Source organism: Halorussus sp. AFM4, from assembly GCF_051194995.1.
Taxonomy (GTDB): Archaea; Halobacteriota; Halobacteria; order Halobacteriales; family Haladaptataceae; genus Halorussus.
In genome coordinates this window covers 132494-158529 of the sequence record NZ_JBNTJT010000001.1, presented here as the reverse complement: position 1 = coordinate 158529, position 26036 = coordinate 132494, and the positions used below count along the sequence as shown (strand labels likewise).

Sequence of the window (26036 nt, the reverse complement as noted above, 5' to 3'; positions counted from 1 at the left end):
CGCGCTCGCCGACCGGTTGGATGTTCGGCGCGCCGGGGTTGAATCGCCCCGGCCAGCACGGATAAGGAACTCGCGGGTGGAACGTCCGGCGGGGAGATTCCGATGACACACGACCGATACCGACAGGGAGGCCGCGAGGAGCGACGCGAGAACCGACGCTACGGGAGCCGCGGCCGCGGCGAGCGGCGTCGAACCGACCGGAGCGGGGGCGACGACCGGAGCCCCGAGCAGGTCGAGCAGGCGGTCAAACAGCGGATGCAGGGCGAGGAGCTGCTGATCCCGGCGGGAACGCCCGGCGGGTCGGGGACGGGGTCGACCCAGCAGCCGCCCCAGGGGAGCCGCCACACGCTCGAGTACGGCGGGGACTCGCGCCGCTCCCAGGCGCACGCCGGGCCGCCCAGGGGCGGCCAGCAGTTCTCCCAGGACGAGCGGACCGGCGGGCCGGACCAGCAGACCGGGGCCCGACAGCAGGGCGCCGGTAGCCGGTACTCGTCCGGGCGGGACGTCTCGTCGAGTCGGGGGTCCTCGCGCGGCCAGCAGTCCCGGCAGCCGTCGCCCGAACCGACACCGGCGAAGCAGGGCCACCAGCAACCGGTCGACGAGGGCGCCGGGCGGACCACGGACACCCAGCTGCCGTACTCGGAGCGACTGGAGGAGGCCCAGCGCCAGACCGAGCGCGGCCCCGGACAGTCCGGCAGCGACACCCAGGAGTCCTGGCAGGAGCGCAGCCAGCTCGGGACCGAGACCGGCCGGTCCCGGGGTCGGCAGACGGGGGACCGCCAGACCCGCGGCCAGCGCGCGCAGGACCGGCAGACCGGCGGTCGGTCGACGCAGAACTATCAGGCGCAGGACGGACAGACCCAGTACTACCGGAGCCGCCAGACCCGGACGTACCGGAGCTCGGACCGACAGCCGACGGGCGGATCGACCACCGGCCGGCGGTCGGGCAGCGGCCGGACGGAGGGAGGCCAGTCGCAGGGCCAGGGCCGCCGGCGGCGCTACGGCCAGGGATACCAGCGGAACCGCGGCCGGCAGGGCGGCGAGACGCGGGGCAGCGAGTCCCGGCCGAACGAGACGCGCGGCCCAGAATTCGGCGGCACCGAGTCCCGCGGCGGGAACGACCGGACCCGGCAGCCGGACTTCGGCATGAGCCAGGAGGAGCAGCGCCGCGCCCCCGACATCGGGTTCGACGAATCCCAGACGGGTGGCTTCGACGGATCGCAGACTGGCGGATTCGACGAGTCCCGGTCCGGCGGGTTCGACGAATCGCGAACTGGCGGCTTCGGCGAGAACGAGACCGGGCAGACCGACCGCTTCGACCGCCGGGGCGGCGACGACCGCGGTCGGGGCGACGAGCGCGGTCGCCCGTACTGAGGGTCGGACGGACTCCGGGCGCTATCCGTCCGGTTCCCAGAGGATCGCTTCGTCGTCGTCTCTCCTGCCGGACTCGACCTCGAACTCGCCGTCGGCGTCCCACGACTCGCACCGCCAGTCGTCGGTCGCGGCCTCCCAGACGAGCGCGACCACCTCGTCGTCGCGGGGGTAGTACGCCGTCACGCGCTCCTCGAGCACCGTGACGACCGCGGCGTCGAGCAGGTCGTCGGCGCAGGGCGTGTCGGCGTTCGCGACCGGAAGCCGGCCGACGATGGCGTCGTCGTCCACCATCGAGTCCCGGGAGGTCGACTGCGGGTTGACGACCGGGACGGCGACCCGCAGCACCAGCTGGTCGCCGGGGTCGGTCCCGTCCCCGGCGGCGCCCTGGGGCAGCGATTCGGTGTCGGTACCTCGCACTTCGACGCCGATCTCGGGCGTGTTCTCTCGCATGGCCGGTCGGAAGCGGTACGGGACTGACGCGGAAAGTCGTGCTGGCCCGCGCCGGCGGCGGGTCCGCGACGGGGCCGGCGTACTCCCCCGACCTACCGCCGGACGCGGAAGCCGTCCTCGCCCTCGGGGTCGCCGTACTCGACCTCGACGTCGTCGACGTCGGCGGCGGGGCTGCCGGTGTGGCACCACTCGACCATCGACTCCACCGCGTCCTCGGGCCCCTCGAAGACCGCCTCGACCCGGCCGTCGTCGAGGTTCCGGACCCAGCCGTCGACGCCCCGCTCCCGGGCGGTGTCGCGGGTGTTGGCCCGGTAGTAGACGCCCTGTACCTTCCCGGAGACGAAGACGTGCGCGCGGGTTCGGTCCCCGCTCTGGGTGTCGTCTGCCATCGTTCGCTCGGTCGTTCGGCGTTCTGAGTTAAGGGAATTTGGTCGTCGCCCGGCGGTCGGGACGCCCGTCGCTCGCCGGCCGACGACCGCGGGCACAAGATACAATGGCCAGTCGCGCAACCACTGCGTGGGGGAACTACCGCTTGCCACAGTTTACCACACGGGGAGAGACAGCGAATCGTCCCGCGAGATCCGACGCCGACCGCGGCCGGCGACTGGCCGCGGCGGCGCTGGCGCTCGCCGGCGGGTGGCTGGCGTACCGGGCGCTCCGAGGCGGTCGCGGGGGTAGACCCGAATCCGGTAGCGCCGCCGACGCAACCGCGACCGGGGAGACGGACCGCGCCGGGACCGGGGCAGCGACGCAGACCGACCCGACCGGGGTCGAGCGGTCGACCACGGTCCTGCGACCGGCCGACGAGCTCTACGGCTACTGGCGCGACCCGGACGAGCTGAACCGCATCGTCGGGCCGTTCGTCGAGGTGACGTCGGCCGGCGACGACCGCTACCGCTGGTCCGTGGCCGCCCCGCTGGGCCGGCAGATCGGGTGGGAGACCGAACTCGTCGAGGACCGACCGGGCGAGCTGCTGCGGTGGCGGTCGGACGATGACGCGACCGTCCCCAACGAGGGGTCGGTCCACTTCCGGGCGGCGCCGGGCGACCGCGGGACCGAGGTGACGCTGCGGTTGCGGGTGGACCCGCCCGGCGGCCGGGTCGGTCGGACCGCGATGGGACTTCTGGGCGTCGTGCCCGAGGCGCTGGCGAGCAAGGCGCTCTACCGGTTCAAGAGCCTGGCCGAGACCGGCGAGATCCCGACGCTGGAGCGCAACCCGTCGGCCCGCGGACGGGGGGACCTGGTGTGAGGGCGCTCTGCTGGGAGGGCGTCGAGGACCTGCGTGTCGAGACGGTCCCCGACCCCGAGATCGTGAACCCGCGCGACGTGGTGCTGGAGGTCGGGCTCTCGACGACCTGCGGGTCGGACCTCCACTTCGTCGACGGCTACCTCCCGACGATGCGCGAGGGCGACGTCATCGGCCACGAGTTCATGGGGACGGTCGCCGAGACCGGCCGGAAGGTCGAGTCGGTCGAGGCCGGCGACCGCGTGGTCGTCCCCTCGTTCGTGGGCTGCGGCGACTGCGGCTACTGCCTGGACGACCTGTGGTCGCTGTGCGACAACACGAACCCGAACCCGGAGCTCCAGGAGCCCGTCCTGGGCTATCCCACCGCTGGCATCTACGGCTACACCCACGCGTTCGGCGGCTACGCCGGTTCGCACGCCGAGTACGTCCGGGTGCCCCACGCCGACACCAACTGCTTCCCGGTGCCCGACGAGCTGAGCGACGAGCAGGCGCTGTTCGCCTCCGACGCCTGGCCCACCGGCTACATGGGCGCGGACTTCTGCGACATCGAGGACGGCGACACCGTCGCGGTCTGGGGCTGCGGCGGGGTCGGGCTGATGGCCCAGCAGAGCGCCGCGCTCATGGGGGCCGAGCAGGTCGTCGGCATCGACCGGTTCCCCGAGCGCCTCCGGCTGGCCCGCGAGGAGGCCGGGTCGGCGACCATCGACTACACCGCGGTCGACAGCGTCGTCGACGAGCTCAAGTCGCTGACCGGCGGCCGGGGCCCCGACGCCTGCATCGACGCGGTCGGGATGGAGGCCCACGGCACCGGCGTCCAGCACGCCTACGACAGGGCGAAGCAGTCGATGCGGCTCCAGACCGACCGGGGCGAGGCGCTCCGGCAGGCGATGGTCGCGTGCCGGAAGGGCGGGACGCTGTCGATCCTGGGCGTCTACGGCGTGATGGACAAGTTCCCGCTCGGCGTCGCGATGAACAAGGGGCTGACCATCCGGACCGCCCAGCAGCACGGCCAGCGGTACGTGCCCCAGCTGCTCGACCACGTCGCCGAGGGCGAGATGGACCCCTCGTACCTGGCGACCCACGAGTTCTCGCTGGAGGACGCGCCGCGTGGCTACGAGATGTTCCGGGAGAAGGAGGACGGCTGCGTCCGGGCCGTGTTCGAGCCCTGAGGTCGGGCGGAGAACGGGCGGAGATGGGGTCGTCGAACGAGCTCCGGTCGCCAGAGCCGACCTACCCCCGCGTCCGGAGGTAGTGGAACACGTACGTCTGGGCGTAGCCGGCGTACTCCCCGCCGAACGCCGCGCGGACGGCGTCGGAGGTCTCGGCGTACGACCCCTTCTCGCAGTCGGGGTAGTGCTCGGCGATGGCCTTCCGGATCCAGGTGTCGAGCGGGACCGCCTCGAGGTAGCCCAGCGAGAACATCAGCACGCAGTCGGCCACCTTGTCGCCGACGCCGACGAACGCCTGCATCGCCTCGCGGGCCGCCTCGTAGTCGAGCCCCCGGACGTCGTCGGCGGTGGCCTCGCCCGAGGCGACCAGCTCGGCCGAGCGCTTGACGTACGGCGCCCGGTAGCCCAGTCCGAGCTCGCGGAGCGCCGCCTCGGTCGCGGCCGCGAGCCGCTCGGGGGTCGGGTATGCGTGGTAGGTCTCGCCGTCGACCCGGCGGGTCTCGCCGAACTCGCGGGCGAGGGCGGTCTGCATCCCGTGGATGCGCTCGACCCGCATCTGGGCCGAGCAGATGAACGAGATCAGGCAGGGGAAGAACGGGTCGTTCACGATGCGGAGGCCGGAGTAGGCCGCGCGTGCCTCGGCGAGCAGGTCGTCGTCCGGGATGCGCTCGAAGATGGCCGGCAGGTCGTCGTCGAGCCGGAGCCGGTCGGCGAGCAGGGCGTCGGCGTCGGTCGTGGCCTCCCACTCCAGGAGCCCGTCGCGCTGGCGCACCCGCACGACGTCGGTCGGGCCGTCGGCGTGGCCCCCGACGACGGTGCGGTACCACGCCGACCCGCCGGTGGGGTCGGCGGCCTCGTAGGTGCGGCCGTCGTCGCGCCGCCAGAGGAACGTCTGACCGCTCTCGAGCGTCGCTTGCAGGTCGAGGCCCCCCGCGAGATCGTCGACGGGAATCGAACCCGAGTCCATCGCGAGACCGAAGGCGCCGCGTCGGTGGAAGCCTTTCGCTTCGGGGCCAACCTTGATACTGTTGGCGCTCCTACCTCTATCCTGCCCATGAACTGCAGAGTTGTCGTGGAAGCCGCAGTTCCGGTCTACGACGTGGAGACCCCGGACGAGGCCGTCCGCATCGCGATCTCCAAGACCGGAGAGTTGCTCAATCCCGACCTCAACTACGTCGAGATCAACATGGGGGAGCGGTCCTGCCCGCACTGCGGGGAGGAGCTCGAGCCGGCGTTCATCGCGGCCGACGAGAGCCTCGTGGCGCTGGAACTGGAGATGACGGTGTTCAACGTCGAGCGCGAGGAGCACGCCTCGCGCATCGCACGCAAGGAGATCGGCCAGCGGCTCGAGAACATCCCCCTGACCGTCCTCGAGGTCGAGGTGGTCGAGGACGAGGAGGAGGCCGACGACACCGAGGACATCGAGGTCGAGTCAGAGAGCACGCGCGACCGCGACGAAGACGACGAAGTCCTCCCGGAGTTCGAGGACCTCATCGAGTGACGAGCGACTCTGCCAGCACTCGCCTTCGGGCGGCGTGACGGGCACGTCTATCCTCACCGCGGGTTCGGGGTTCGATAGCGGCGCCTCTATCATTTCGGTCCGGTAATCACGGTTCGCGACGGCCGTCGCCGCGGTAACGGAGAGTATCCGGGGAGTCGACGAAGAGAAATCCGCACAGGAGAGGCGTCGCTGGTCGGTCGTATCGACAGTCCGAGGAAGCGTCGTCCGCAGTTCAGTCGGCCTTGGCGGGGACTTTCTCGTCCGCCTCGGCTTCGGTCATCTCGGATGTGATCGCGTTCGCCATCGCGAACACGGCCGCCTTGTGGTCCGTCTTCGACTTGTGGATAGAAGTCGGTCGTACGCCGAGCGAGTCGTACTCCGAAAGGTCGATCTCGGTGCTGTTCTCCTCCTCGAAGTAGTTCCCGACCTCTGCCAGAAGGCCGTGAAGGTGGATGAGCTCCTGCTTCTTCATAAGCAAACGAGGCTAACAGTTGCAGGGTCTTAGTATTATCTTGAGTCCCGTTAACACGGAGTACGGATTTCCTCCGGCTCTAACGCCGTAATTCGGGACAAGAGAGCGTAAGGCGAGATTGCCCGATCGTTTCGAACCGTTCCATTCGTTGCACGGCGGTGCGCAACCGAACCGGCCGGAGAGCGGGTCGCGAGCCGGCGGGCGCGGGTCACCCCGGAACTCTGAAAGATTTTTATCCGCTTGCGCCCCTTACCGCACGTATGGAGAGCTACGACGATCACCTCGAGCGGGCGATGGACGCGACGCCCGAGATCGACGGCGACGGGGACCGGTTCGAGGTTCCCGACGCCGACGTGCGCCAGGAGGGGAACGTCACCGTCTTCGAGAACTTCCAGGCGATCCTCGACCGGCTCGGGCGCGACGAGGACCACGTCCTGAAGTTCCTCCAGGACGAGCTCGGCACCAGCGCTCACATCGACGAGAGCGGTCGCGCCCGGCTGACCGGGGAGTTCGACCGACAGCGCATCGAGGACGCCGTCGAGGAGTACACCGAGGCGTACGTCCTCTGTCCGGAGTGCGGCCTCCCGGACACCCGGCTCGAACGAGAACAGGGCGCGCTGTTGCTCCGGTGCGAGGCCTGCGGCGCTCGCTCCGCGACCAGCGCCTGACCACTCGTTCTCCCAGACGAGCACCGCCGGCCTCGCCCGGCCCGGTTCACTTGAACTGCTTCAGCGTCTCGAGGTCGCGCTCGGTGCGCGTGAACTCCGCCGTCCGGCGACTGGCGTGACAGTTCGGGCAGTGGAACGTCTCGTCGTGGGCCGGCAGGTCGTCCGGCGACTCCTCCCAGTCCTTGCCGCACTCGGGACAGACCAGTCGCACGTACGTCTCGTTCATACACCGATGAATGCGCGTGGCTGACTGAAAAAAGTTGTCGCGCCGGCCCGCCCGCCGGAAACTCCCAGCCGAAAACTATAACGCGAAGTAGGCTAAAATAGAATTTAGATATGTCTAATTCGTGCTTCGGCGGCCGACTCATCCCCGAGGAGGGGGCGTGAGATGGCCGAACTCGCCGAGATCTTCGTCGCGTCGGTCCGGGACGGCTACGTGCAGGTCAGCGCGTTCGTCGCGGTGACCGTGCTGCTGTTCAGCCTCGTCCAGTACCGGACCGGCGGCGCGCTGATCGAGCGACTGAGCGAGAACGAGCGGCTCCAGCCGCTGGCGGGGGCCGCGATGGGCCTGACGCCCGGCTGCGGCGGCGCCATCGTGATGATGCCGCTGTACGTCCGCGGGACCGTCAGCTTCGGCACCGTGGTCGCCACCCTTATCGCGACCGCCGGCGACTCGGCGTTCGTCATCCTGGCGCTCGCCCCGAAGGCCGCGGTGTACGCCTACGGCATCGCCTTTGGGACCGCGATCGTCTCGGGCTACGTCATCGACCGCTTCGGCGTCGGCGTCGGACGGGTCGACGCGGCGGTCCGGCGCATCGACGGCACGGCCACCGACGGCGGTGCGATAGCGAGCGGGAACCCGGCGGCCGGACCCCACGACTTCGAGAGCGACGACGCCTGCCACCACTCCGACGGCCCGGTCCGCGAGTCGCCCCTGCTGACGCCGCTCTCCCGGGCGGCCCACGCGCTCTGGTGGGTCGCGGCGGTCGCCGCGCTCGCGCTCGGCGTCACCTACCTGCTGGCCGGCGCGCCGGAGGTCCCGCTCGAGGTCGGGCCCTCGTTCGCCGGGCTGTTCACCGTGGTCGGCATCACCGGGACCACGCTGTCGTTCTACCTCTACTTCGTCGGGCGGCGCTACCTCGGCGACGGGCAGGTGGGTCGGGCCCGCGAGTCGTTCGCCGGCGCCCGCGAGGCGCTGGTCCACGCCGCGATGGAGACCAGCTTCGTCACCGTCTGGGTGCTGGCGGCCTACCTGCTCTACGAGTACGGCGTCGTCCTGCTCGGCGTCGACGTGGGCGGACTCGCCGCGGCCGCGGGGCTGCTCGCCCCGATCGCCGGCGCGCTCGTCGGACTGATCCCCGGCTGCGGCCCGCAGATCGTCCTCGCCGGCGTCTACGCCGAGGGAGCCATCCCGTTCTCGGCGCTGACGGCCAACGCCATCAGCCAGGACGGCGACGCGCTGTTCCCGCTGCTGGCGGTCGACCGGACCGCCGCCGTGGTGGCCTCCGTCTACACCACGATTCCGGCGCTGTTCGTCGGGGTCGGGCTCCACCTCCTGTTCGGACCGATGTTCGGGTTCGGCGTGCTGGGGTAGCCAGCCATCAGGCCCAAGGCCGTTCTCGGGCTACCCCTATCGGGGGTTCTGAACGTGGCTAATCCGCACAAAGTGCAACGACGCCGCGAGGAATCGAACGAGGACGGGCTCCACGAGAGCCGCGACACCGAACACGCCGACTGGACGAAACTCGAGGGCGACCGCGACGAGGGCGGGCAGCACCATCACCACCATCACCACCATCACCACGGCGGTGAGGGCCCGCAGTCGGACCGCGACTACGAGCGACTCGCCGAGGAGGCCCACTCCCGGACGCAGGGCAGCGGCGGCGGGGAGAGCCGAGAGGGCCGCGGACACGGCGGCATCGCGAGCCAGCAGGGCCGCGACTTCGGCGACGACGAGCGCCGGCACACCGACCGGTACGGGAGCCGCGGCGCCGACGACCTCGGGACGTCCCGGAGCCCGAGGATCGACGAGCACGGGTCGACGGGCGGCGACCGGTCGAGCGGTCGGGGCGGACAGGACGCGACGAGCCGACGGCGGAGCGGCGAGGACCAGTACGGCCAGCGCCGCGAGCAGCGCGGTCGCGAGAGCCACGCCGGGGGCCGGGTCGCCGAGGGGAGCCAGCGCGGCACCCACAGCCAGCAGGGCGTCTCGGGCCGGATCACCGGCCAGCGCGGCGAGGCCACCCACCACGCCAACCCGAGCGACTCGACGTTCCGCGAGGGGACCGGCGGCGAGCGCGAGCACCGCCATGGCGGCGAGACGGGGACGAGCGAGCGCGACCGGCGGTACGGCAGCCGGCGCGGCCACGGCAGCGAGCGCGACACCGAGTACCGGCCGTCGTCGCACTGAGCGACCCGGACCTCGGTCGGCGGTTCGACGCGAGAACTGACCCGTATTTTCGCCGGATTCGCGGCGCCTCTCCGACGCGGAGCGTCCGGAAGGCGAGTCCGTCGGAGGCGACAGCGGTGTCCGGTCTCAGTAGGGACCGGCGCCGCCACCGCCCTCCGGCGTGGTCGTGTCGGTTCCCGCCCCGCCTGTGGTCGTCGTCTCGCCCGGCGTCGTCGTCACCGCCGTCTGTGAGATCTGTCCCTGCATGCGCTGGGGATGGTACTCGCAGTCGTAGCGGGCGAGCGACTCGGTGGCCTCGAGGACGACCGACCGCGTCACCCCGACTTCCTCGGCCGACTCGGTCGCCGCGACCACGTCGCCCCGGGCGTTGAACACGCGGAGTTCGTGTTCGACGCCGTCGAGGTTGATCCAGACCACCTCGTACACCGTGCCCGGCCGCATCGTCAGGGTCGGGTTCTCGGCCCCGTGAATCCGGGCGGGCGCGAGGCCGAACCAGTGCTCGACCTCGCCGCCGAGGACGATGGTCTCGTCGGGCTGTCGGGTCGTCGTTCCGCCTTCGGCTCCGGTCGTCGTCTCTGTCTCCTGGCGGTTCTCGCTCGCCCCGGCGCACCCGGCGACCGACGCCGCGAGGCCGAGTGCTGATGCCTGCAGCAGCGTGCGCCTCGTCGGTGGCATGGTAGGCACTGCCACGCTCTCACTCAAGTCGATTTTCCGAACTCCGACCCAATTCTCGCCCCGATTGCCGACGGTGAGTCGCTTCGAGGCTACGGCGTCCGCCCGGCGACGGCGCGTACGGCGACCCCTCAGTCCCACGTCACCCACGCCAGCACCAGCAGGCCGACCGATTCGAGCGCGCACAGCCCCAGCATCGCCTGCCGGGTGAACGCGGTCCCCTCGTAGAGCCAGGCGTGGAATCCGGCGTCGAACGAGTAGGCGTACACCCAGAGGAGGTTCTCCGCCAGCAGGAACCCCCCGAAGACGAGCAGGCCGAGCGCGTGCTTCGACCCGAGCCGGCGGTAGCTCCGGGCCCACACGCCGACCAGGCCCGCGAGGACCGCGACGTTCACCACCGCCGCGGCCTCCGCGACGTCTACCCAGAGCGACATCCGTGCCTCCGTTGCGACCGCTCGCAGTTATACGCTTTCCCAAATTCGGCCATACTCGCGCTGTCGGCTGTACCTCGCGACCGGAATCTCGCCGTTGCAGGTGCCTTGTGCGAGCGATACTCTCCCCCGAAAGGGTCACACCATGTCCGTACAGTCGACAGTGTCATTCGACCTCCGCGATGATCTCCTCGACGATGTCCCAGTGGTCGCGGACCCGGTCGGTCGGCAGGTACACCGCGCCGTACTCGTCGCCGGAGTTGCGGACCACGTCGTTGTCCATCAGCACGTCGAGGTGGTGGCGGACCGTCTTGTAGTCGAGGTCGAGGTCCTCGGCGAGCTGGTTCGGGTTCCGGGGCCGGTCGTCGAGCGCCCGGAGGATGCGCGCCCTGTTGGCCCCGCCGCGGGTCCCGGCGAGCACGTACCAGAGGACGCCCTCCATCAGGGTGACTGACACGGACCCGGACCGTAAGCGCTCCGCCGAGTGCGGCCGGGGGCGCAGGTAACTCCCGGTAGTGACTCGGCCTGCGAGGACCCCGTTCAGACGGTGAACAGGTGGCCCTCGCGGGGCACGTCGAACAGTCCCACGCGCGCGCCCGCGTCGAGCCAGGCGTGCCCGTAGGAGAACGCCGCCAGCGCGTTCACGAGGTCACCGTCCTCCCGGAAGTGGCGCCCGTCGTCGAGGTACGATCGGGCCATCTCCAGGCACTCGGCCGCGGCCTCGCCCATCGGGGTGTCGGCCGGCGGCGCGATCTCGGTCGCGTCGAGCGCCTCGGCGAGCAGGCCCTCGTAGCGGTCGGTCTTCTCCTCGAGGTCGGCGGCCATGTGAAAGCCGAGGCGCGGCCGGCGTGTAAGGGCTTCGGGAGCCGCGCCGCGCGGCCCCGTCGCCGCGCTCGTCCGCACCGGACTCCGGCGGTGCGGTCGGCCGGGGAAGCGGAAAGTCGGGGCCACAACACAAGCTAAATACCTCCCCGGTCGCAATATTGCACCATGAGCGAACACCCGCGCGTGGAGATCTACACGAAGGAGAACTGTCCGTACTGCGAGAAGGCGAAGGACCTCTTCGACTCGAAGGGCGTCGACTACGAGACCTACAACGTCACCGGCGACGAGGAGCTGTTCGAGGAGATGGTCGAGCGGGCCGACGGCCGCCAGACGGCCCCCGAGGTGTTCATCGACGACGAGCTGATCGGCGGCTGGGACGACACCCAGGCGCTCGACGAGGCAGGCGAGCTCGACGAGAAGCTCGGCATCGCGGCCGCCGACGGCGGCGAACCGGCCGACGACGTCGAGCACCGCCGGCTCATCATCTCGGGCAGCGGCATCGCGGGGCTGACCGCGGCCATCTACGCCGCCCGGTCGAACAACGACCCCCTCGTGTTCGAGGGCGACGAGCCCGGCGGCCAGCTCACCCTCACCACCGACGTCGAGAACTACCCCGGCTTCCCCGAGGGCATCAGCGGCCCCGACCTCATCAACAACATGAAGGAGCAGGCCGAGCGGTTCGGCGCCGAGATCGAGAACGGCGTCATCGAGTCGGTCGACGACTCCTCGCGACCCTACCGGGTCGAGCTCTCGAACGGCGACGTCTACACTACCGACGCGTTCATCGCCGCCTCGGGCGCCAGCGCCCGGACGCTGGGCATCCCCGGCGAGGACGACCTGATGGGCTACGGCGTCTCGACCTGCGCGACCTGCGACGGCGCGTTCTTCCGGGGCGAGGAGATGCTGGTCGTCGGCGGCGGCGACGCCGCGATGGAGGAGGCGAACTTCCTCACCAAGTTCGCCGAGAAGGTGTACCTGGTCCACCGCCGCGAGGAGTTCCGCGCCGAGGACTACTGGATCGACCGCATCCAGGAGAAGGTCGAGGAGGGCGAGATCGAGCTGATCAAGAACGCCGAGGTGACCGAGATCCACGGCTCGGCCGAGGGGGGCGTGGACACCGTCGACCTGGTCCGCCACCCCGAGGGCTACCCCACCGACAAGCTCGACGACCCCGAGACCGAGGCGTTCGAGATGGACGTCGGCGCCGTCTTCCTCGCCATCGGCCACACGCCGAACACCGGCTACCTGGAGGGCACGGACGTCGAGATGGACGAGGCCGGCTACATCCAGACCGAGGGCGGCAAGGGCGGCGGCCAGACGAGGACCGGCGTGCCCGGCATCTTCGGCGCCGGCGACGTGGTCGACTACCACTACCAGCAGGCCGTGACCGCCGCCGGGATGGGCTGCAAGGCCGCGCTCGACGCCGACGACTACCTCGAGACCGCGGCGGTCGAGGCCGAGTCGGGCGCGACCGAGGTCGCGGCGAGCGACGACTGAGCCGGCTGCCTCTCGCTGTAGTTCTCCCGTTCTCTCGACCCTGACTGTCGCTCGCGTCGCTGATCGCCGAAACCGGATCGTCGAGAAACGAGACTCCGGTCGCGGAGTCGCCCGGACTGCGGGTCAGTCGTCCGAGACCGCCGGCTCGCCGTCGTCGGCCGGCCCGGGACCGGGCGCGCCCCGGACGTCACCGCCGCGCCACGTGCCACTGGAGAACCAGAGCCAGGCGACGAGCGCGCCGGCGACGTTCGAGACGAAGAACGCGACCCAGATGCCCCGGACGCCGAAGACGGCGTCGCTGGGGACGAACGGGATCGCGAGCCGGAACTGCGAGGCGACGTAGGCGACCGGGAGCCGGACGCCGGCCAGCGTCACGACCGAGACGGCGGCCGCGACCAGCGTCCTGCCCGCGCCGCGGAACCCGCCGGTGAACGCCCGCATGATGCCGATGAACCCGAACGACAGCGCCACGTACCGCAGGAAGGTCGCGCCCTCCGCGAGCACCGCGGGGTCGTCGGTGAACGCCGCGACGATTGGGGTCGGGACCAGGAAGATGAGCACGCCGGCCAGCCCGAGCACGACGAACATGGCCTTGGCGGCGACGTAGTTGGCCCTCGCCGCGCGGTCGTACTTGCCGGCGCCGATGTTCTGGCCGGTCATCGTCTCGACCCCGCGGGCGACCGCGATGGCCGGGAGGAAGATGACCGAGAAGACCCGGGTCCCGATGCCGTAGGCGGCGACGACCGTCGTCGGGAACAGGCCGACGATGAGCAGCAGCGCGTTGATCGAGAGCGCCCGCCCGGTCCCCTCGACGCTGGCCGGGACGCCGATGGACAGCAGCTTCCGGAGGTACCGGAGGTTCGGCCGCACGTCCCGGAGGTGGATCTGGATGCCCCGCGACCCCGAGAGCATGATGGCGACGCCGACCAGCATCGCCACGCTCCGGGAGAACACCGTGGCGACGGCCGCCCCCTGGATGCCGAGTTCGGGGAAGGCGACGGTGCCGACCAGCGGAGCGTCCGCGAGCAGCGTCCAGCCGTTGATGAGGAACGGGTCGAGCGCGACGTTGAGCACGACCGTGCCGAACATCACGAACATCGGGGTGAGGGTGTCGCCGGCGCCCCGCATCAGCGAGATGAACACGAAGAACCCGAACATGAACGGCAGGCCGAGCGCGACGACCTGCATGTAGGCGGTCGCGCCGGGCAGCACGTCGGGCGACGCCCCGAGGAAGTCGAGGAACGGCCGGACGAACGGGTAGCCGACCGTGCCGAGCAGCACCGACGCGAGGAACGCGAACGAGACGGTCTGGGAGGCGGCGTACTCGGCCCGCTCGGTCTCGCCGGCGCCGGTGTGCTGGGCCACCAGCACGCTCCCGGCGACCGACAGCCCCGTCCCGAGCGAGATGAGCAGGAACACCATCGGGAACGCGAAGCTGATGGCCGCCAGGGCGTCGGTGGAGTACCGACCGAGCCAGAAGGTGTCGGCCAGGTTGTACGCGGTCTGCATCAGGTTCGTGACGACGATGGGCAGCGAGAGGTACACCAGCGGCCTGACGATGCCGCCCTCGGTGAGGTCGAGCTCCTCCTGCCCCTCGAACGGGTTCACGCGACCACCTCCGGGCGGAGTGTCCGGCGTCTCCGCGTTCGCTCACGGAGGGCGCGGGACGGCCCGCCCGTCGTCGCCCGGGAGACAACGTCGTCCATTCTCTACCGGAGCTTACTGACCGGTCAGTCAAAAGCGTTGCGAACCGAAACACCGTCCCGACCGACATCCGCACTTCTTTACGTCCGCCCGCGGAACTGGGGGTATGACCGACAGCGAAGTCGAGACCGCCACGTACACGATCGAGTCGCCCGACGGCGACGCCGAGGAACTGACGCTGCCGACCGGGATCATCGACCTGCTCCGCGAGGACGACGCCGAGACCGACCCCGAGGTGATCGGCGACCTCGCCATGCTGTCGTTCGCCCAGCAGGCCCACGCGCTGGTCCACCACGCCCACGAGGAGCCCGACGAGTCGGTGCTGGCCGACGAGGAGAAGGCGATGGAGCTGTTCGAGGAGCGGTTCGGCCAGTCGTTCGGCGAGATGACCGGCCACTCCCACTGACGGAGCCCGTTTTCAATCCGGCGAGCCTCTCCCTGCCCTGGTGACGCTACTGCCACTCGGACATCCACCGGCGGGTCCGTCGGATGTCCACCGGCAGGTCTGTCCGATGTCCGCTGGCGGGTCCGTCGGACGGCTGCCAGCGCGTCTGTCGGGCAGTCCGGAGGGCGAGCCGGCACCGGTGCAGCCGCCCGGAGACCATAAAGCATCGACTATACCAGGCAACAGCGACTCCCATCGACCGCGCGATAGGTTAGTGGAGCGAACCGATGTGCGAGGAAGCGACGCGGATGCGCGTTCACTGCCGGGACTGCTCGTTCGAGCGCGTCGTGTGCGCCGAGAACGGCCAGAAGCCCGCCGACGTGCTCATCGACCACGGCCAGCGGACCGGCCACACGCTCGCGGTCGAGCGGGTCGAGGAGTGACCCGTCACTCCACCGCGTACCGGAGCAGCACCCCGTCGTCGACCCGCTCGACGTCCCCGAGGTCCAGGTCCGGGAACTCCGCGACGAACCCCTCGCCGTCGGCCAGCGTAGGGGCGTCGCGGCCCCCGATTATCGTCGACCCGACGAACACCCGGAGCTCGTCGACCAGCCCCGCGTCGAACAGCGAGAAGATGAGCTCGCCGCCGCCCTCGACCATCAGCTGCTCGACGCCCTCCCGCTCCAGCGACGCGAGCGCCCGCTCGAGGTCGACCCGCTCCTCGCCCGCGGTCAGGAGCCGGGCACCCGACGCCGACAGGTCCTCGACGCGGTCGGTCGGAGCGGCCTCGGCGACCAGGACGTAGGTGGTCGCGGCGTCGTCGAGGATCCGTGCGTCGGTCGGCGTCCGCGCCCGGGAGTCGGCGACCACCCGGGCCGGGTGGGCCGACTCGTCGCGGTCGCGCCGGGCCGCCTGGCGCTCGGGCTCGTCGAGCGTGAGGTGCGGGTCGTCGGCCAGCACCGTGCCGACGCCGACCAGCACCGCGTCGCTGCCGGCCCGGAGCGCGTCCACCCGGTCGAAGTCGTCCGGGCCGGAGATGGCGATCTGCTCGCGCCGGCGCGAGGAGAGCTTGCCGTCGGCGCTCATCGCGGCGTTGACGACCACGCGCATACCCCCGGGTTGTCGGCGCCGCCGAATACCGCTTTCGGTCGATTTATGTCTCCGAGAGCGTAGATTCAGACGTGCGTCGGTATCGCGTCGCGTTCGCCCTGATCGTGGTCCTCTGTGCGAGCACGCTCGGCTACAGCTACGTCTCCTCGCCCGCGAGCGCCGCGGTGGCGAGCTACGAGCGGCAGGCCGAACTCCCGGTCGAGCAGCGGACGCCGGTCGTCCCGCCCCGCGAGAACGTCACCGTGGTCGCGGGCCACGGCATGAAGGGCGAGTCGGCGGCGCTGGTCGCGTTCGGACCGAGCGGGAAGGTCCTGTACCACAACGACACGTTCCACGGCTACTTCGACGTCGACCCCGTGAAGGGCACGCGGACGACCGTCGAGTACGTCGCCGAGCGCAACTACGCCGGCGACGGCTGCAACGCGAAGTGCACCATCTCGGTGGTCGAGCGCGTCAACCTCACCACCGGCGACGTCGACCGGATCTACTCCCGGATCATCCCGCAGGACCGCGGGGCGAACTGGCACGACGTCGACCGAATCGGCGAGCACCGGCTGCTGGTCGGGGCCATCAACACCGACGAGGCGTACGTCGTCAACACCACGACCGGGATGACCACCTGGGAGTGGTCGACCAAGCAGGCCTACCCCATCTCGGGCGGCGGCCCCTACCCGGCCGACTGGGCCCACCTCAACGACGTCGAGAAACTGGACGACGGCCGGGTCATGCTCAGCCTCCGCAACCAGGACTCGGTGGTGTTCGTCGACCCCCGGACGGGCGTCCAGGAGAACTGGACGCTCGGGGCCGACGGCGCCCACGACGTCCTCTACGAGCAGCACAACCCCGACTACATCCCGGAGTCGGCGGGCGGCCCGGCGGTCGTGGTCGCCGACTCGCTCAACGACCGCCTCGTGGAGTACCAACGCGTGAACGGGACGTGGCAGCAGTCGTGGGTCTGGTCCGACGAGCAGATGAAGTGGCCCCGCGACGCCGACCGCCTGCCGAACGGCCACACGCTCGTCGCCGACACCAACGCCCACCGCGTGCTGGAGGTCGACCGGCAGGGCGACGTCGTCTGGAACCTCTCGTTCTACGCGCCGTACGAGCTCGAACGCCTCGGTACGGGCGACGAGAGCGCGGGCGGCCCGAGCGCCCGGGCGGCCGACCTCCGGTCGCGCGGCGCGGTCGAGGACGGCGAGCGAGTCGAGACCTCCGTCGCGGGGTTCACGCCCCGGAAGGTCGTCAACAGCATCTCGTTCATCCTCCCGCTCTGGATGGGCCTGCTCGACGCGGCGGTCGCGGTGGTGCTGGTCCTGACGGTGCTGGCGTGGGCGGTCCTGGAGTACCGCCACTCCTCGCTGTCGGTGTCGTTCCGGTGGCCGGTCCGGTTGCGGTGACCCGGCCGTTCGCTCTCGCCGTTCCTCGTCGGCCGACTACCCACCGACTGGGACCCGGCTGAACAGTCGACGGGGACCGAAAGGGGCCGCGGGGCCTCCGGAAACCGTCGCGCCTCCCCGTCACCGTGGTCCTCCGATTCGGCGGTCTTCCCGCCGCTGCTCTCGGACCTCCTTCGGAACCGACTCACCGACTCGGCGCCCGTAACGAACACTTTTAATCCGTCCGGGCAAAGTGCGGGTGATGAGTCTGGACGACCATGCCGAGGACCTCGCCTCCGACCTCGGCGTCGACAAGGAGGAGGTCAAGGCGGACCTCGAGAACTTGGTGGAGTACAGCGTCCCGGTCGACGAGGCCAAGCAGAGCCTCCGGCGGAAGTACGGCGGCGCCAGTAGCGGGGGCTCGGAGCCCTCGCGGGTCGACGTCGCCGACATCTCGACCGACGACGGCAGCGTCACCGTCACCGGCACGGTGCTGACCGTCGGCAAGCGCTCGATCCGGTACCAGGGCAACGAGCAGGTGATCCACGAGGGCGAGATCGCCGACGAGACCGGCAAGATCTCCTACACCGCGTGGGAGGACTTCGGCCTCTCGCCCGGCGACACCATCACCGCGGGCAACGCCGGCGTCCGCGAGTGGGACGGCGAGCCCGAGCTCAACCTGGGCGAGAGCACCAACGTCGCCTTCGAAGAGTCGATGGAGGTGCCCTACCCCGTCGGCGGCGACGCCGAGCTCGCGGACCTCGAACCCGGCGACCGCGGCGTCAACCTCGAGGTGGAAGTGGTCGAGGTCGAACAGAAGACCATCGACGGCCGCGACGGCGAGACCGACATCCTGAGCGGCGTGCTGGCCGACGAGTCGGCCCGGCTCCCGTTCACCGACTGGGAGGCCCGCCCCGAGATAACCGAGGGCGCGACGCTCCGGCTCGAGGACGTGTACGTCCGGGAGTTCCGGGGCGTCCCGTCGGTCAACCTCTCGGAGTTCACCGAGGTGTCGGCGCTCGACCGCGACCTCGACGTGAGCGACACCGGCACCCGGATGACGGTCCGGGACGCCGTCGAGACCGGCGGCGCCTACGACGTAGAGGTCGTGGGCAACGTCGTGGCGGTCCGGGACGGCTCGGGCCTCATCGAGCGCTGCCCCGAGTGCGGCCGGGTCATCCAGAACGGCCAGTGCCGGAGCCACGGCGACGTCGACGGCCAGGACGACCTGCGCGTGAAGGCCATCATCGACGACGGCACCGGCACCGTGACCGCGGTGCTCGACGACGAGCGCACCGCCGAGGTGTACGGCGGCGACGTCGAGGACGCCAAGGCCCAGGCCCGCGACGCGATGGACAAGGAGGTCGTGGCCGACACCATCCGCGAGCGCATCGTCGGCCGCGAGTACCGGGTCCGGGGGAACCTCTCGGTCGACGACTACGGCGCGAACCTCGAGGTGACCGAGTTCGCACGGTCGGCCGACTCGCCCGCGGACCGCGCCAACAACCTCCTCTCGGAGGTGGCCGAATGAGCTCGAACGGCGACGACCAGTCCGGCCAGGGCGGCGCGGGCCGCCGCGAGGTGGCGTGGCGGGTGTTCGCCGCCGAGTACGACGACGCCGACTTCGACTACTCCGAGAGCGACGAGGAGCGCGCCCCGAACTACGTGGTCACGCCGACCGGCGCCCGGGTCAACCGGCTGTTCGTCGTCGGCGTGCTGACCGAGGTCGAGCAGGTCAGCGACGACGTGCTCCGGGGCCGGGTCGTCGACCCCACCGGCGCGTTCGTGCTCTACGCCGGCCAGTACCAGCCCGACGAGATGGCGTTCCTGGAGAACGCCGACCCGCCCGCCTTCGTCGCGGTGACCGGCAAGGCCCGGACGTTCCAGCCCGAGGACTCCGACCGCGTGTTCACCTCCATCCGGCCGGAGTCGATCAACCGCGTCGACGCGGAGACCCGGGACCGCTGGACGGTCCAGACCGCCGAGCAGACCCTCGCGCGGGTCTCGGCGTTCGCCGACGCCATCGACTCCGGCAGGCGGGGCGACGACCTGCGCGCGGCGCTCGAAGCCGGCGGCGCCGACGCCGGCCTGGCGGCGGGCATCCCCCTGGCGCTCGACCACTACGGGACGACGAAGGCGTACCTCGCGGAGGTCTGGGACCTCGCGGTCGACGCGGCCCGGGTCGTCGCGGGCGAACTCGACGCCGACGACGTCGGGCCGCTCGACCTCGCCCCCGGCGAGGGCGGCGACGAGGTCGGCGTCGACCTCGACTACGCGCTGACCGACGCCGTGGCCGGCGGACTCGCCGACCTGGAGGCCGAGGCGGCCGCGGGCGGCGAGAGCGCCGAGGCCGAATCCGCCGGCGGAGCCGAGGCCGGGACCGACGTCGAGGCCGACGCGGGCGAATCCTCGACGACCGACGTCGCGGCCGACGCCGAGGCGGTGGTCGACGCCGGGACCGACGACGGCGCGGCCACAAGTGACGACCTCGGCGAGGCACCGACTAGCAGTATGGGCGACCCCGAGGACGAGACCGAACCCGAGACCGGAACCGCGGAGGCCGAAACCGGAACCGCAGAGACCGAGACGGGAACCTCGGACGTCGAGGACGCGGCGGCCGACGTCGAAGCCGAGGCCGCGGCCGACGAGGCTCCCGAGATCGAGGACGCCGAGGAGGCCGCCGAGTACCAGGAGGAGATCGGCGACGACGAGCCGCCGACCGTCGAGGCCGAGCAGGAGACCTCGACCGAGGAGTCGTTCTCGCCCGAGGACGTCGACGACGAGGGCCCCGACATCGGCACCGCGGGCGCCGGCGACGAGATGTACGAGTTCGACGAGGAGGAGCGCGAGCAGGTCGAGGAGGAGTACGGCCTGGAGTTCTCCTCGGGATCGGAGGTCGAGAGCCCCGGGGAGTCCGAGATGGAGCCGCCGACCCCGGACCCCGAGGAGGGCCCCGACGAGGGGACCCCCGAGCGCGAGGCCGAACTGGCCGAGGGGGAGCCCAACGCCGGCGAGCCCGCCGACCCGACCGCCGAGGAGGTCGACACCGACGAGCTACAGGACGTGGAGTCGGCGTCGGGCGGGACCGAGGAGGCCGTCAACGACGCCGACGCCGCACCCGCCGGCGGGTCGACCGCGTCGGCCGAGGCGCCCGGCGCGTCCATCGGCGAGGACGAGGTCGCCGAGGCCGACGAGGGGGCGGGCGACGACGACCAGGAGACCCCCGAGAACCTCGAAGACACGGTGATGGACGAGATGCGCGAGCTGAACGAGGGCGACGGGGTCGAGCGCGAGACCCTCATGGCCGCGGTGGTCCAGGCCTACGACGTGACCCCCGCCGACGTAGAGGACGCGCTGGAGGCCGCGCTGATGGCCGGCCGGTGCTACGAGTCGGGCGAGGACACGCTCAAGCCCATCTGATGAGCCTCGTCGAGCCGGTTCCCGGCGAACCGGCGGCGGTCGCCGATCTGGGGTCGGAGCGGGCGCTGGTCGTCGCCGACTTCCACGCCGGCGTCGAGCAGGCGCTCCGTGCCGAGGGCGTCTCGCTGGCCAGCCGCGCGGAGCAGCGCCGCGAACGACTCCTGTCGCTGGTCACCCGTACCGACCCCGACCGCGTGGTGTTTCTGGGTGACCTGATGCACGCCATCGGCGACCCCGGCGGCGCCGAGCGCGGCGAGATCGAGGTGCTGCTCGAACGACTGGACGAGCTGGGGCTGTCCGCCACGCTGGTCAAGGGCAACCACGACGGCGCCATCGAGTCGTGGGCCGACCTCGACGTGACCGACGGCGCTGGGGTCCGGCTCGGGGACGTGGGGTTCGCCCACGGCCACACCTGGCCCGTGCCCGAGGTGCTGGCGAGCGAGGTGGTCTGCGTCGGCCACGAGCACCCCGCGGTCCGGCTGGAGGACGAGGTGGGCGGGAGCCGCGTCGAGCGGGCGTGGCTCCGCGGGCCGCTGGCCGGCGAGGCGTTCGCCGACCGCGAGGGCGGCGTCCGGGCGGGCGCCGAACTCGTGGTGTTCCCGGCGTTCAACGAGCTGGTCGGCGCGACGTGGGTCAACGTCGAGGGCCAGGAGTTCCTGGCGCCGTTCCTGCCCGACGGACTGGCCGGCGGCGAGGCGTACCTGCTCGACGGGACGCGCCTCGGCGACTACGCCGCGGTCTGAGCGCGTTGTCTCGACGGACGGGGACTCACTTCGGCACGTAGACGAGCGGGTTCTGTCGCCACGCCCGGTAGCGGTCGGTCTCCTCGGCGACCGACCAGACGCTCCGGGGCCACGTCCCCAGCGCGTCGTGGATGCGGTCGTAGGACAGCAGGTTCTCGCCCTCGACGACCAGTTCGAACCGGTCGGCGAAGCGCTCGGGGCTCCAGACGGACGACTCGTCCAGGTGCTCCTCGGGCGACTCCGCGATGCCCTCGAAGACAGCCCGGGCGTATCGGTTATGGTAGGTGAACACGAGGTGGCCGCCCGGTTCGACCGCGTCGTAGAGGTTCTGAAGTGCTCGCTCCGCGTCGGCGACGTAGCAGAGGGTGTAGAAGCAGGTGACCAGGCCGAACTGCCGGTCGGGGTCGAACTCGGGAAGTACTGCTCGCTCGAAAGCGACGTTCTCCCGGTCAGTCTCGCTCGCCCGCGACCGGTTCGCGTCGAGGACCGGGTCGGCGGCGTCGTAGCCGACCACGGCGGTCTCGGGGTACCGCGCGGCGACGTCGAACGCGAGCGCTCCGCCGCCGCAGCCGACGTCGGCGTGCCAGTCGGGGACGCCCGTCTCCTCGACGAACTCGAAGAGCGCGTCGGCCACGTGCTCGGCGCTGCCGTTCGCGTCGTCGGCCGCCTCGTCGTCAGTCTCGCTCCAGTACCGGTCCCAGTCGATGGTGTCGGCGTAGGTCGTGTCGGTCATGGTCGGTGACGGGTAATCGGATGTCCGTGCGGACGTGGGGCCCGTGCGGCGATAAACCGCGTCGCGGGCCACGCAGAGGCGACTCTGTCGTCGGTCGCTACCGGCCACCGAGGATACCCGCTGCTCCCGGAAAGTTCTTGTGAAGGATATTAACTTTACAACTCGCTTACTGTTTCGGTGGCTGTGATTTTATACTTTGGGGTCGGTCACACCTCCCGTTCGCTCGCCCGCTGGACAGCCGCGACGAGTTCGTCCGGCCGGTCCGAGCCCACGAACGTCGACCGGCCGCCGGCACGCTCGAACCGGACGCCCGACTTCCCGCTCACGGTGTAGGCGACGCCGCTGGGGCTCCACCGGATGCCCCACCCGCCGTAGCGCAGCGGGCTGTAGCCGGTGGCCTGGACGTCCGCGAGCTCCGAGAACGGGACGCGCTTCGACGACCGGTGGAACGGCGAGAACTCGACGTACACACCGCCGCTTCGCTCTGCTCGCGGCGAGCCTCCGCTCGCGTCGCTCGCGGAGACCCCGTCGTCGCGCACCTCGGTCCGGAGGGTCGCGACCCGGAACAGCAGGGCGACCGCCCCGAGCGTGGCGAGCCGACCGACCGTCCCGCGGACCGTCCGCTTCCCGCGGAGGAGGTTCAGGACGGCGGCGAGCGCGCTCAGGGCGAGCAGCCCCCGGAGCCAGAGCTGGTCGAACATCTGGGTCTCCCGGAAGTGGACTTCCGTCTCCATGGGGCAGCGTTCGCCGCCGCCGGAGAAAAGCCTTCAGCCCGCGAACGCGCCCGCCGGACTCGACCCGTCGGCTTTCGAAGACAACGGGCTTATGACCCGCTATCCGTTAAATACGCCCAATGAGCGAGCAAGAGGCCGCCGGTTCTGCGGCCTTCGCACACCTCGGCGAGCAGGTGCGGGCGGCGCTCTCCGAGCGCGGGTTCTCGACCCCGACCGAGCCCCAGCGCCGGGCGATCCCGCCGCTGACCCGGGGCGAGGACGCGCTGGTGATCGCGCCGACCGGGACCGGCAAGACCGAGACCGCGATGCTCCCCGTCCTGGACGCCATCGCCCGGAACCAGGCCGAGAACGGGCCGCGGTTCGGCATCTCGGCGCTGTACGTCACGCCGCTCCGGGCGCTCAACCGCGACATGCGCGAGCGACTGGAGTGGTGGGGCGAGGAGCTCGACCTCCGGGTCGACGTGCGCCACGGCGACACTACGGATTATCAGCGCCAGAAGCAGGCCAACGACCCGCCCGACGTGCTGGTGACCACCCCCGAGACCCTCCAGGCGATGCTGACCGGGTCGAAGCTCCGGCAGGCCCTCGAGGACGTCCACCACGTCGTCGTCGACGAGGTCCACGAACTCGCCGGCGCGAAACGCGGTGCGCAGCTGACTATCGGCCTGGAGCGCCTGCGGGAACTGGCCGGCGACTTCCAGCGCGTCGGCCTGTCGGCGACCGTCGGCGACCCCGAGGAGGTCGGCCGGTTCCTGGTCGGCGACCCGGCCGAGCGCGACGACCCGACCGTCGTCGAGGTCGACGTGGGGAGCAAGGTGGAGTTCGAGGTCCGCGAGCCCGAGATCACCGAGGCGGACGAGCGCCTCGCGGGCAAGCTGGCCACCGACGAGTCGGTCGCCAGCCACGTCCGGGCCATCCTCGACATCGTCGAGGCCCACGAGTCGACCCTCATCTTCGTCAACACGCGCCAGACCGCCGAGGCGCTGGGCTCGCGGTTCAAAGAGTTGGACGCAAACATCGGCGTCCACCACGGCTCGTTGTCGAAGGAGGCCCGCATCGACGTCGAGGACCGGTTCAAGGCCGGCGAACTGGACGCGCTGCTGTGCACCTCCTCGATGGAACTGGGCATCGACGTGGGTCGCATCGACCACGTGGTCCAGTACTCCAGTCCGCGGGAGGTCGCCCGCCTGCTCCAGCGCGTGGGCCGGGCGGGCCACCGCAGCGAGGCGGTCTCGCGGGGCACGATAATCACCAAGCACCCCGACGACACCCTCGAAGCCCTCGCCATCGCCCGGCGCGCCAAGGACGGCGACGTCGAGGACGCCGAGATCCACGACGGGAGCCTCGACACCGTGGCCAACCAGATCGTCGGGCTCGTGATGGACTTCGGCGACCTCTCGGCGATGCGGGCCTACGACGTCGTCACCCGGGCCTACCCCTTCCGGGACCTCTCCGAGCGGGAGTTCAAGGAGGTCTGCCGCGAGCTCAAGAGCAACCGGCTCGTCTGGCTCGACGAGGGCGACGACCGGCTCGAGAAGTCGAGCAAGACCTGGCAGTACTTCTACGCCAACCTCTCGATGATCCCCGACGAGCAGAAGTACGCGGTCGAGGACATCGCCTCGGGGTCGCAGGTCGGCACGCTCGACGAGCGGTTCGTCGTCAACTTCGCCCGGCCCGGCGAGGTGTTCGTCCAGCGCGGCGAGATGTGGCGCATCACGGAGGTCGACGACGACGAGGAGGCGGTCAAGGTCTCGCCCATCGAGGACCCGGGCGGCGAGATCCCCTCGTGGGTCGGCGAGGAGATCCCGGTGCCCTACGACGTGGCCCAGGAGGTCGGCGAGATGCGCGCCGTGGCGGGCCCGCAGTTCGAGCGCGGCGCGCCCCGCGACGGGGTGGCCCGGGAGTTCACGAACCGGTACCCGACCGACGAGTACACCGCCGGCGAGGCGCTCTCGCAGCTCGATCGCCACGCCGAGACCGGCGCGCCGGTCCCCACGGCCGACCGAATCGTGGTCGAGCACGCCGCCCGGACGATCGTGGTCAACGCCTGCTTCGGCCACAAGGTCAACGAGACGCTGGGCCGGGTGCTGTCGTCGCTGATCGGCCAGCGCACCGGCTCGTCGGTCGGGCTGGAGGTCGACCCCTACCGGATCGAACTGGACGTCCCGCCGAAGGTCAACGGCCAGGAGGTCGCCGAGGTGGTCCGGGAGACCGACCCGGACCACGTGGCGGCCATCATCGAGCTGAGCCTCAAGCACTCCGACACCCTCAAGTTCAAGCTCTCGCAGGTCGCCGCCAAGTTCGGCGCGCTCCGCAAGTGGGAGGGCGGCGGGGGCGCGAGCGGGCCGCCCATCGGTCGGCTGATGGGCGCACTGGAGGACACGCCGATGTACGACGAGGCCGTCCGGGAGGTGTTCCACGACGACCTCGCCGTGGAGGCCGCCAGCGACGTGCTGGCCCGCATCCGGTCGGGTGAGATCGAGATCGTGACCACCGGCGGCCGGACCCCGGTCGGGTCGGGCGGGCGCTCGTCGGGCCGGGAGCTGCTCGCGCCCGAGAACGCCGACGCCAGCGTCATCCAGACGGTCAAGGAGCGCATCCGCGACGACGAGGTCATCCTGCTGTGCCTCCACTGCACCGACTGGAAGCGCAGGAAGCCGGTCCGGCGGGTCCGCGACCAGCCCGAGTGCCCGGAGTGCGGGTCGACCCGCATCGCCGCGCTCAACCCGTGGGCCGACGAGGTGGTCAAGGCGGTCCGGGCCGAGGAGAAGGACGACGAGCAGGAGCAGATAACACAGCGCGCCTACAAGGCCGCCAACCTGGTCCAGAGCCACGGCAAGCGGGCGGTCGTCGCGCTGGCGGCCCGCGGGGTCGGTCCCCAGAACGCCGCCCGCATCATCGCCAAGCTCCGCGAGGACGAGGACGAGTTCTACCGGGACATCCTCGAACAGGAGCGCCAGTACGCCCGCACGAAGTCGTTCTGGGACTGAGGCCGGCGGCGCCGGTCCGGACGAGCGCCGCCGAAACCGGTCCCGGAAAGAGGCGGTTTCCGGAGCACAACGCCGGTGTTCCCCGGAGTATTCTTCGTTTCCGGGCGATAGGTTGGGCCCAACCGC

The 26036-nt window shown here is 71.0% G+C and carries 28 protein-coding genes; 15 read left to right on the top strand and 13 right to left on the bottom strand.

Features of this window, described 5'->3' with window-relative positions; all coding sequences use genetic code 11:
• The first annotated feature begins 102 nt into the window (after positions 1–102).
• Complete coding sequence (locus tag ACQUQF_RS00795) at positions 103–1374, top strand: hypothetical protein (protein WP_435174684.1); 1272 nt, start codon at positions 103–105, stop codon at positions 1372–1374.
• Between the two features lie 21 nt (positions 1375–1395).
• Here ACQUQF_RS00795 and ACQUQF_RS00790 read toward each other — a convergent pair whose 3' ends face one another.
• The gene (locus tag ACQUQF_RS00790; protein WP_435174681.1) at positions 1396–1824 is read right to left on the bottom strand and encodes a hypothetical protein; all 429 of its coding nucleotides are present in this window, start codon (positions 1822–1824) and stop codon (positions 1396–1398) included.
• Between the two features lie 92 nt (positions 1825–1916).
• Entirely contained in the window at positions 1917–2213 is a 297-nt protein-coding gene (locus tag ACQUQF_RS00785) for an acylphosphatase (RefSeq protein WP_435174678.1), read from the bottom strand.
• A 143-nt stretch (positions 2214–2356) separates the two neighbouring features.
• On the opposite strand from ACQUQF_RS00785, the gene ACQUQF_RS00780 reads away from it, so the two are divergent.
• Positions 2357–3073, top strand: a complete 717-nt coding sequence (locus ACQUQF_RS00780) for an SRPBCC family protein (protein ID WP_435174676.1) — start codon at positions 2357–2359, stop codon at positions 3071–3073.
• Complete coding sequence (locus tag ACQUQF_RS00775) at positions 3070–4239, top strand: zinc-dependent alcohol dehydrogenase (protein ID WP_435174673.1); 1170 nt, start codon at positions 3070–3072, stop codon at positions 4237–4239. Before ACQUQF_RS00780 ends, ACQUQF_RS00775 begins: the two co-directional genes overlap by 4 nt.
• 61 nt (positions 4240–4300) lie before the next feature.
• Here ACQUQF_RS00775 and ACQUQF_RS00770 read toward each other — a convergent pair whose 3' ends face one another.
• Positions 4301–5206: a DNA-3-methyladenine glycosylase family protein gene (locus ACQUQF_RS00770; protein ID WP_435174670.1), complete on the bottom strand. Its 906-nt coding sequence runs from the start codon at positions 5204–5206 to the stop codon at positions 4301–4303.
• 87 nt (positions 5207–5293) lie between these two features.
• Between ACQUQF_RS00770 and ACQUQF_RS00765 the strand changes: the two genes are divergently transcribed.
• The gene (locus ACQUQF_RS00765) at positions 5294–5740 is read left to right on the top strand and encodes a DUF555 domain-containing protein (protein ID WP_435174667.1); all 447 of its coding nucleotides are present in this window, start codon (positions 5294–5296) and stop codon (positions 5738–5740) included.
• Between the two features lie 232 nt (positions 5741–5972).
• Here the strand turns inward: ACQUQF_RS00765 and ACQUQF_RS00760 are convergent, their stop codons facing one another.
• On the bottom strand, positions 5973–6212 hold the full coding sequence (locus tag ACQUQF_RS00760) for a UPF0058 family protein (RefSeq protein ID WP_435174664.1): 240 nt from the start codon (positions 6210–6212) through the stop codon (positions 5973–5975).
• 260 nt (positions 6213–6472) lie between these two features.
• Here ACQUQF_RS00760 and ACQUQF_RS00755 point away from each other — a divergent pair, with 260 nt between their 5' ends.
• Complete coding sequence (locus tag ACQUQF_RS00755) at positions 6473–6880, top strand: translation initiation factor IF-2 subunit beta (RefSeq protein ID WP_435174661.1); 408 nt, start codon at positions 6473–6475, stop codon at positions 6878–6880.
• Positions 6881–6926: 46 nt separating this feature from the next.
• Here ACQUQF_RS00755 and ACQUQF_RS00750 read toward each other — a convergent pair whose 3' ends face one another.
• Complete coding sequence (locus ACQUQF_RS00750; RefSeq protein ID WP_435174659.1) at positions 6927–7106, bottom strand: hypothetical protein; 180 nt, start codon at positions 7104–7106, stop codon at positions 6927–6929.
• A gap of 162 nt (positions 7107–7268) precedes the next feature.
• Here ACQUQF_RS00750 and ACQUQF_RS00745 point away from each other — a divergent pair, with 162 nt between their 5' ends.
• Positions 7269–8474: a putative manganese transporter gene (locus ACQUQF_RS00745; protein WP_435174658.1), complete on the top strand. Its 1206-nt coding sequence runs from the start codon at positions 7269–7271 to the stop codon at positions 8472–8474.
• Positions 8475–8546: 72 nt separating this feature from the next.
• Complete coding sequence (locus tag ACQUQF_RS00740) at positions 8547–9290, top strand: hypothetical protein (RefSeq protein ID WP_435174656.1); 744 nt, start codon at positions 8547–8549, stop codon at positions 9288–9290.
• Positions 9291–9416: 126 nt separating this feature from the next.
• Here ACQUQF_RS00740 and ACQUQF_RS00735 read toward each other — a convergent pair whose 3' ends face one another.
• The 4 genes from ACQUQF_RS00735 to ACQUQF_RS00720 form a co-directional block, all read right to left on the bottom strand.
• Entirely contained in the window at positions 9417–9965 is a 549-nt protein-coding gene (locus ACQUQF_RS00735; protein WP_435174654.1) for a hypothetical protein, read from the bottom strand.
• Between the two features lie 128 nt (positions 9966–10093).
• Positions 10094–10396, bottom strand: a complete 303-nt coding sequence (locus ACQUQF_RS00730; protein ID WP_435174651.1) for a hypothetical protein — start codon at positions 10394–10396, stop codon at positions 10094–10096.
• Between the two features lie 163 nt (positions 10397–10559).
• Positions 10560–10835 (bottom strand): ArsR/SmtB family transcription factor, encoded by a 276-nt coding sequence (locus ACQUQF_RS00725; RefSeq protein WP_435177575.1) that lies wholly within the window; start codon positions 10833–10835, stop codon positions 10560–10562.
• A 98-nt stretch (positions 10836–10933) separates the two neighbouring features.
• Positions 10934–11218 (bottom strand): DUF357 domain-containing protein, encoded by a 285-nt coding sequence (locus ACQUQF_RS00720; protein ID WP_435174648.1) that lies wholly within the window; start codon positions 11216–11218, stop codon positions 10934–10936.
• Between the two features lie 165 nt (positions 11219–11383).
• Here ACQUQF_RS00720 and grxC point away from each other — a divergent pair, with 165 nt between their 5' ends.
• On the top strand, positions 11384–12715 hold the full coding sequence (grxC, locus tag ACQUQF_RS00715; protein WP_435174646.1) for a glutaredoxin 3: 1332 nt from the start codon (positions 11384–11386) through the stop codon (positions 12713–12715).
• Positions 12716–12838: 123 nt separating this feature from the next.
• On the opposite strand, the gene ACQUQF_RS00710 is transcribed toward grxC, so the two are convergent.
• Positions 12839–14323, bottom strand: coding sequence for an MATE family efflux transporter (locus tag ACQUQF_RS00710; RefSeq protein ID WP_435174644.1), 1485 nt, complete (start codon positions 14321–14323; stop codon positions 12839–12841).
• Between the two features lie 202 nt (positions 14324–14525).
• On the opposite strand from ACQUQF_RS00710, the gene ACQUQF_RS00705 reads away from it, so the two are divergent.
• Together ACQUQF_RS00705 and ACQUQF_RS00700 are read left to right on the top strand one after the other, a co-directional pair.
• A complete protein-coding gene (locus ACQUQF_RS00705) occupies positions 14526–14825 on the top strand; it encodes a DUF7545 family protein (RefSeq protein ID WP_435174642.1) in 300 nt (99 codons plus the stop codon).
• A gap of 266 nt (positions 14826–15091) precedes the next feature.
• A complete protein-coding gene (locus ACQUQF_RS00700) occupies positions 15092–15247 on the top strand; it encodes a hypothetical protein (RefSeq protein WP_435174640.1) in 156 nt (51 codons plus the stop codon).
• Positions 15248–15251: 4 nt separating this feature from the next.
• On the opposite strand, the gene ACQUQF_RS00695 is transcribed toward ACQUQF_RS00700, so the two are convergent.
• Positions 15252–15914, bottom strand: a complete 663-nt coding sequence (locus ACQUQF_RS00695; RefSeq protein ID WP_435174638.1) for a 2,5-diamino-6-(ribosylamino)-4(3H)-pyrimidinone 5'-phosphate reductase — start codon at positions 15912–15914, stop codon at positions 15252–15254.
• Between the two features lie 71 nt (positions 15915–15985).
• Between ACQUQF_RS00695 and ACQUQF_RS00690 the strand changes: the two genes are divergently transcribed.
• From ACQUQF_RS00690 to ACQUQF_RS00675, 4 genes are all read left to right on the top strand, one after another.
• A complete protein-coding gene (locus tag ACQUQF_RS00690; protein WP_435174636.1) occupies positions 15986–17311 on the top strand; it encodes an arylsulfotransferase family protein in 1326 nt (441 codons plus the stop codon).
• A 241-nt stretch (positions 17312–17552) separates the two neighbouring features.
• Positions 17553–18821: a Single-stranded DNA binding protein gene (locus tag ACQUQF_RS00685; RefSeq protein ID WP_435174633.1), complete on the top strand. Its 1269-nt coding sequence runs from the start codon at positions 17553–17555 to the stop codon at positions 18819–18821.
• Positions 18818–20710 carry a hypothetical protein gene (locus ACQUQF_RS00680; RefSeq protein ID WP_435174631.1) on the top strand — a complete coding sequence of 631 codons (1893 nt, stop codon included), beginning with the start codon at positions 18818–18820 and terminating at the stop codon, positions 20708–20710. The genes ACQUQF_RS00685 and ACQUQF_RS00680 overlap by 4 nt, the downstream gene beginning before the upstream one ends.
• The gene (locus tag ACQUQF_RS00675; RefSeq protein WP_435174628.1) at positions 20710–21453 is read left to right on the top strand and encodes a metallophosphoesterase; all 744 of its coding nucleotides are present in this window, start codon (positions 20710–20712) and stop codon (positions 21451–21453) included. The genes ACQUQF_RS00680 and ACQUQF_RS00675 overlap by 1 nt, the downstream gene beginning before the upstream one ends.
• 25 nt (positions 21454–21478) lie before the next feature.
• On the opposite strand, the gene ACQUQF_RS00670 is transcribed toward ACQUQF_RS00675, so the two are convergent.
• Both ACQUQF_RS00670 and ACQUQF_RS00665 read right to left on the bottom strand, forming a co-directional pair.
• On the bottom strand, positions 21479–22186 hold the full coding sequence (locus ACQUQF_RS00670; protein ID WP_435174625.1) for a class I SAM-dependent methyltransferase: 708 nt from the start codon (positions 22184–22186) through the stop codon (positions 21479–21481).
• Positions 22187–22392: 206 nt separating this feature from the next.
• Entirely contained in the window at positions 22393–22920 is a 528-nt protein-coding gene (locus tag ACQUQF_RS00665) for a hypothetical protein (protein WP_435174624.1), read from the bottom strand.
• A gap of 119 nt (positions 22921–23039) precedes the next feature.
• Between ACQUQF_RS00665 and ACQUQF_RS00660 the strand changes: the two genes are divergently transcribed.
• Positions 23040–25910 (top strand): DEAD/DEAH box helicase, encoded by a 2871-nt coding sequence (locus ACQUQF_RS00660; protein ID WP_435174621.1) that lies wholly within the window; start codon positions 23040–23042, stop codon positions 25908–25910.
• Positions 25911–26036 lie beyond the last annotated feature (126 nt).

What these genes read in the sequence shown, in the direction of transcription:
- ACQUQF_RS00755 (WP_435174661.1), top strand. Translation starts at nt 6,473, where the DNA reads ATGGAGAGCTACGACGATCACCTCGAGCGGGCGATGGACGCGACGCCC.
- ACQUQF_RS00700 (WP_435174640.1), top strand. Translation starts at nt 15,092, where the DNA reads ATGTGCGAGGAAGCGACGCGGATGCGCGTTCACTGCCGGGACTGCTCG.
- ACQUQF_RS00730 (WP_435174651.1), bottom strand. Translation starts at nt 10,396, where the DNA reads ATGTCGCTCTGGGTAGACGTCGCGGAGGCCGCGGCGGTGGTGAACGTC.
- ACQUQF_RS00665 (WP_435174624.1), bottom strand. Translation starts at nt 22,920, where the DNA reads ATGGAGACGGAAGTCCACTTCCGGGAGACCCAGATGTTCGACCAGCTC.
- ACQUQF_RS00695 (WP_435174638.1), bottom strand. Translation starts at nt 15,914, where the DNA reads ATGCGCGTGGTCGTCAACGCCGCGATGAGCGCCGACGGCAAGCTCTCC.
- ACQUQF_RS00705 (WP_435174642.1), top strand. Translation starts at nt 14,526, where the DNA reads ATGACCGACAGCGAAGTCGAGACCGCCACGTACACGATCGAGTCGCCC.
- ACQUQF_RS00720 (WP_435174648.1), bottom strand. Translation starts at nt 11,218, where the DNA reads ATGGCCGCCGACCTCGAGGAGAAGACCGACCGCTACGAGGGCCTGCTC.
- ACQUQF_RS00735 (WP_435174654.1), bottom strand. Translation starts at nt 9,965, where the DNA reads ATGCCACCGACGAGGCGCACGCTGCTGCAGGCATCAGCACTCGGCCTC.
- ACQUQF_RS00790 (WP_435174681.1), bottom strand. Translation starts at nt 1,824, where the DNA reads ATGCGAGAGAACACGCCCGAGATCGGCGTCGAAGTGCGAGGTACCGAC.
- ACQUQF_RS00660 (WP_435174621.1), top strand. Translation starts at nt 23,040, where the DNA reads ATGAGCGAGCAAGAGGCCGCCGGTTCTGCGGCCTTCGCACACCTCGGC.
- ACQUQF_RS00795 (WP_435174684.1), top strand. Translation starts at nt 103, where the DNA reads ATGACACACGACCGATACCGACAGGGAGGCCGCGAGGAGCGACGCGAG.
- ACQUQF_RS00670 (WP_435174625.1), bottom strand. Translation starts at nt 22,186, where the DNA reads ATGACCGACACGACCTACGCCGACACCATCGACTGGGACCGGTACTGG.
- ACQUQF_RS00680 (WP_435174631.1), top strand. Translation starts at nt 18,818, where the DNA reads ATGAGCTCGAACGGCGACGACCAGTCCGGCCAGGGCGGCGCGGGCCGC.
- grxC (WP_435174646.1), top strand. Translation starts at nt 11,384, where the DNA reads ATGAGCGAACACCCGCGCGTGGAGATCTACACGAAGGAGAACTGTCCG.
- ACQUQF_RS00725 (WP_435177575.1), bottom strand. Translation starts at nt 10,835, where the DNA reads ATGGAGGGCGTCCTCTGGTACGTGCTCGCCGGGACCCGCGGCGGGGCC.
- ACQUQF_RS00765 (WP_435174667.1), top strand. Translation starts at nt 5,294, where the DNA reads ATGAACTGCAGAGTTGTCGTGGAAGCCGCAGTTCCGGTCTACGACGTG.
- ACQUQF_RS00745 (WP_435174658.1), top strand. Translation starts at nt 7,269, where the DNA reads ATGGCCGAACTCGCCGAGATCTTCGTCGCGTCGGTCCGGGACGGCTAC.
- ACQUQF_RS00685 (WP_435174633.1), top strand. Translation starts at nt 17,553, where the DNA reads ATGAGTCTGGACGACCATGCCGAGGACCTCGCCTCCGACCTCGGCGTC.
- ACQUQF_RS00760 (WP_435174664.1), bottom strand. Translation starts at nt 6,212, where the DNA reads ATGAAGAAGCAGGAGCTCATCCACCTTCACGGCCTTCTGGCAGAGGTC.
- ACQUQF_RS00675 (WP_435174628.1), top strand. Translation starts at nt 20,710, where the DNA reads ATGAGCCTCGTCGAGCCGGTTCCCGGCGAACCGGCGGCGGTCGCCGAT.
- ACQUQF_RS00750 (WP_435174659.1), bottom strand. Translation starts at nt 7,106, where the DNA reads ATGAACGAGACGTACGTGCGACTGGTCTGTCCCGAGTGCGGCAAGGAC.
- ACQUQF_RS00770 (WP_435174670.1), bottom strand. Translation starts at nt 5,206, where the DNA reads ATGGACTCGGGTTCGATTCCCGTCGACGATCTCGCGGGGGGCCTCGAC.
- ACQUQF_RS00785 (WP_435174678.1), bottom strand. Translation starts at nt 2,213, where the DNA reads ATGGCAGACGACACCCAGAGCGGGGACCGAACCCGCGCGCACGTCTTC.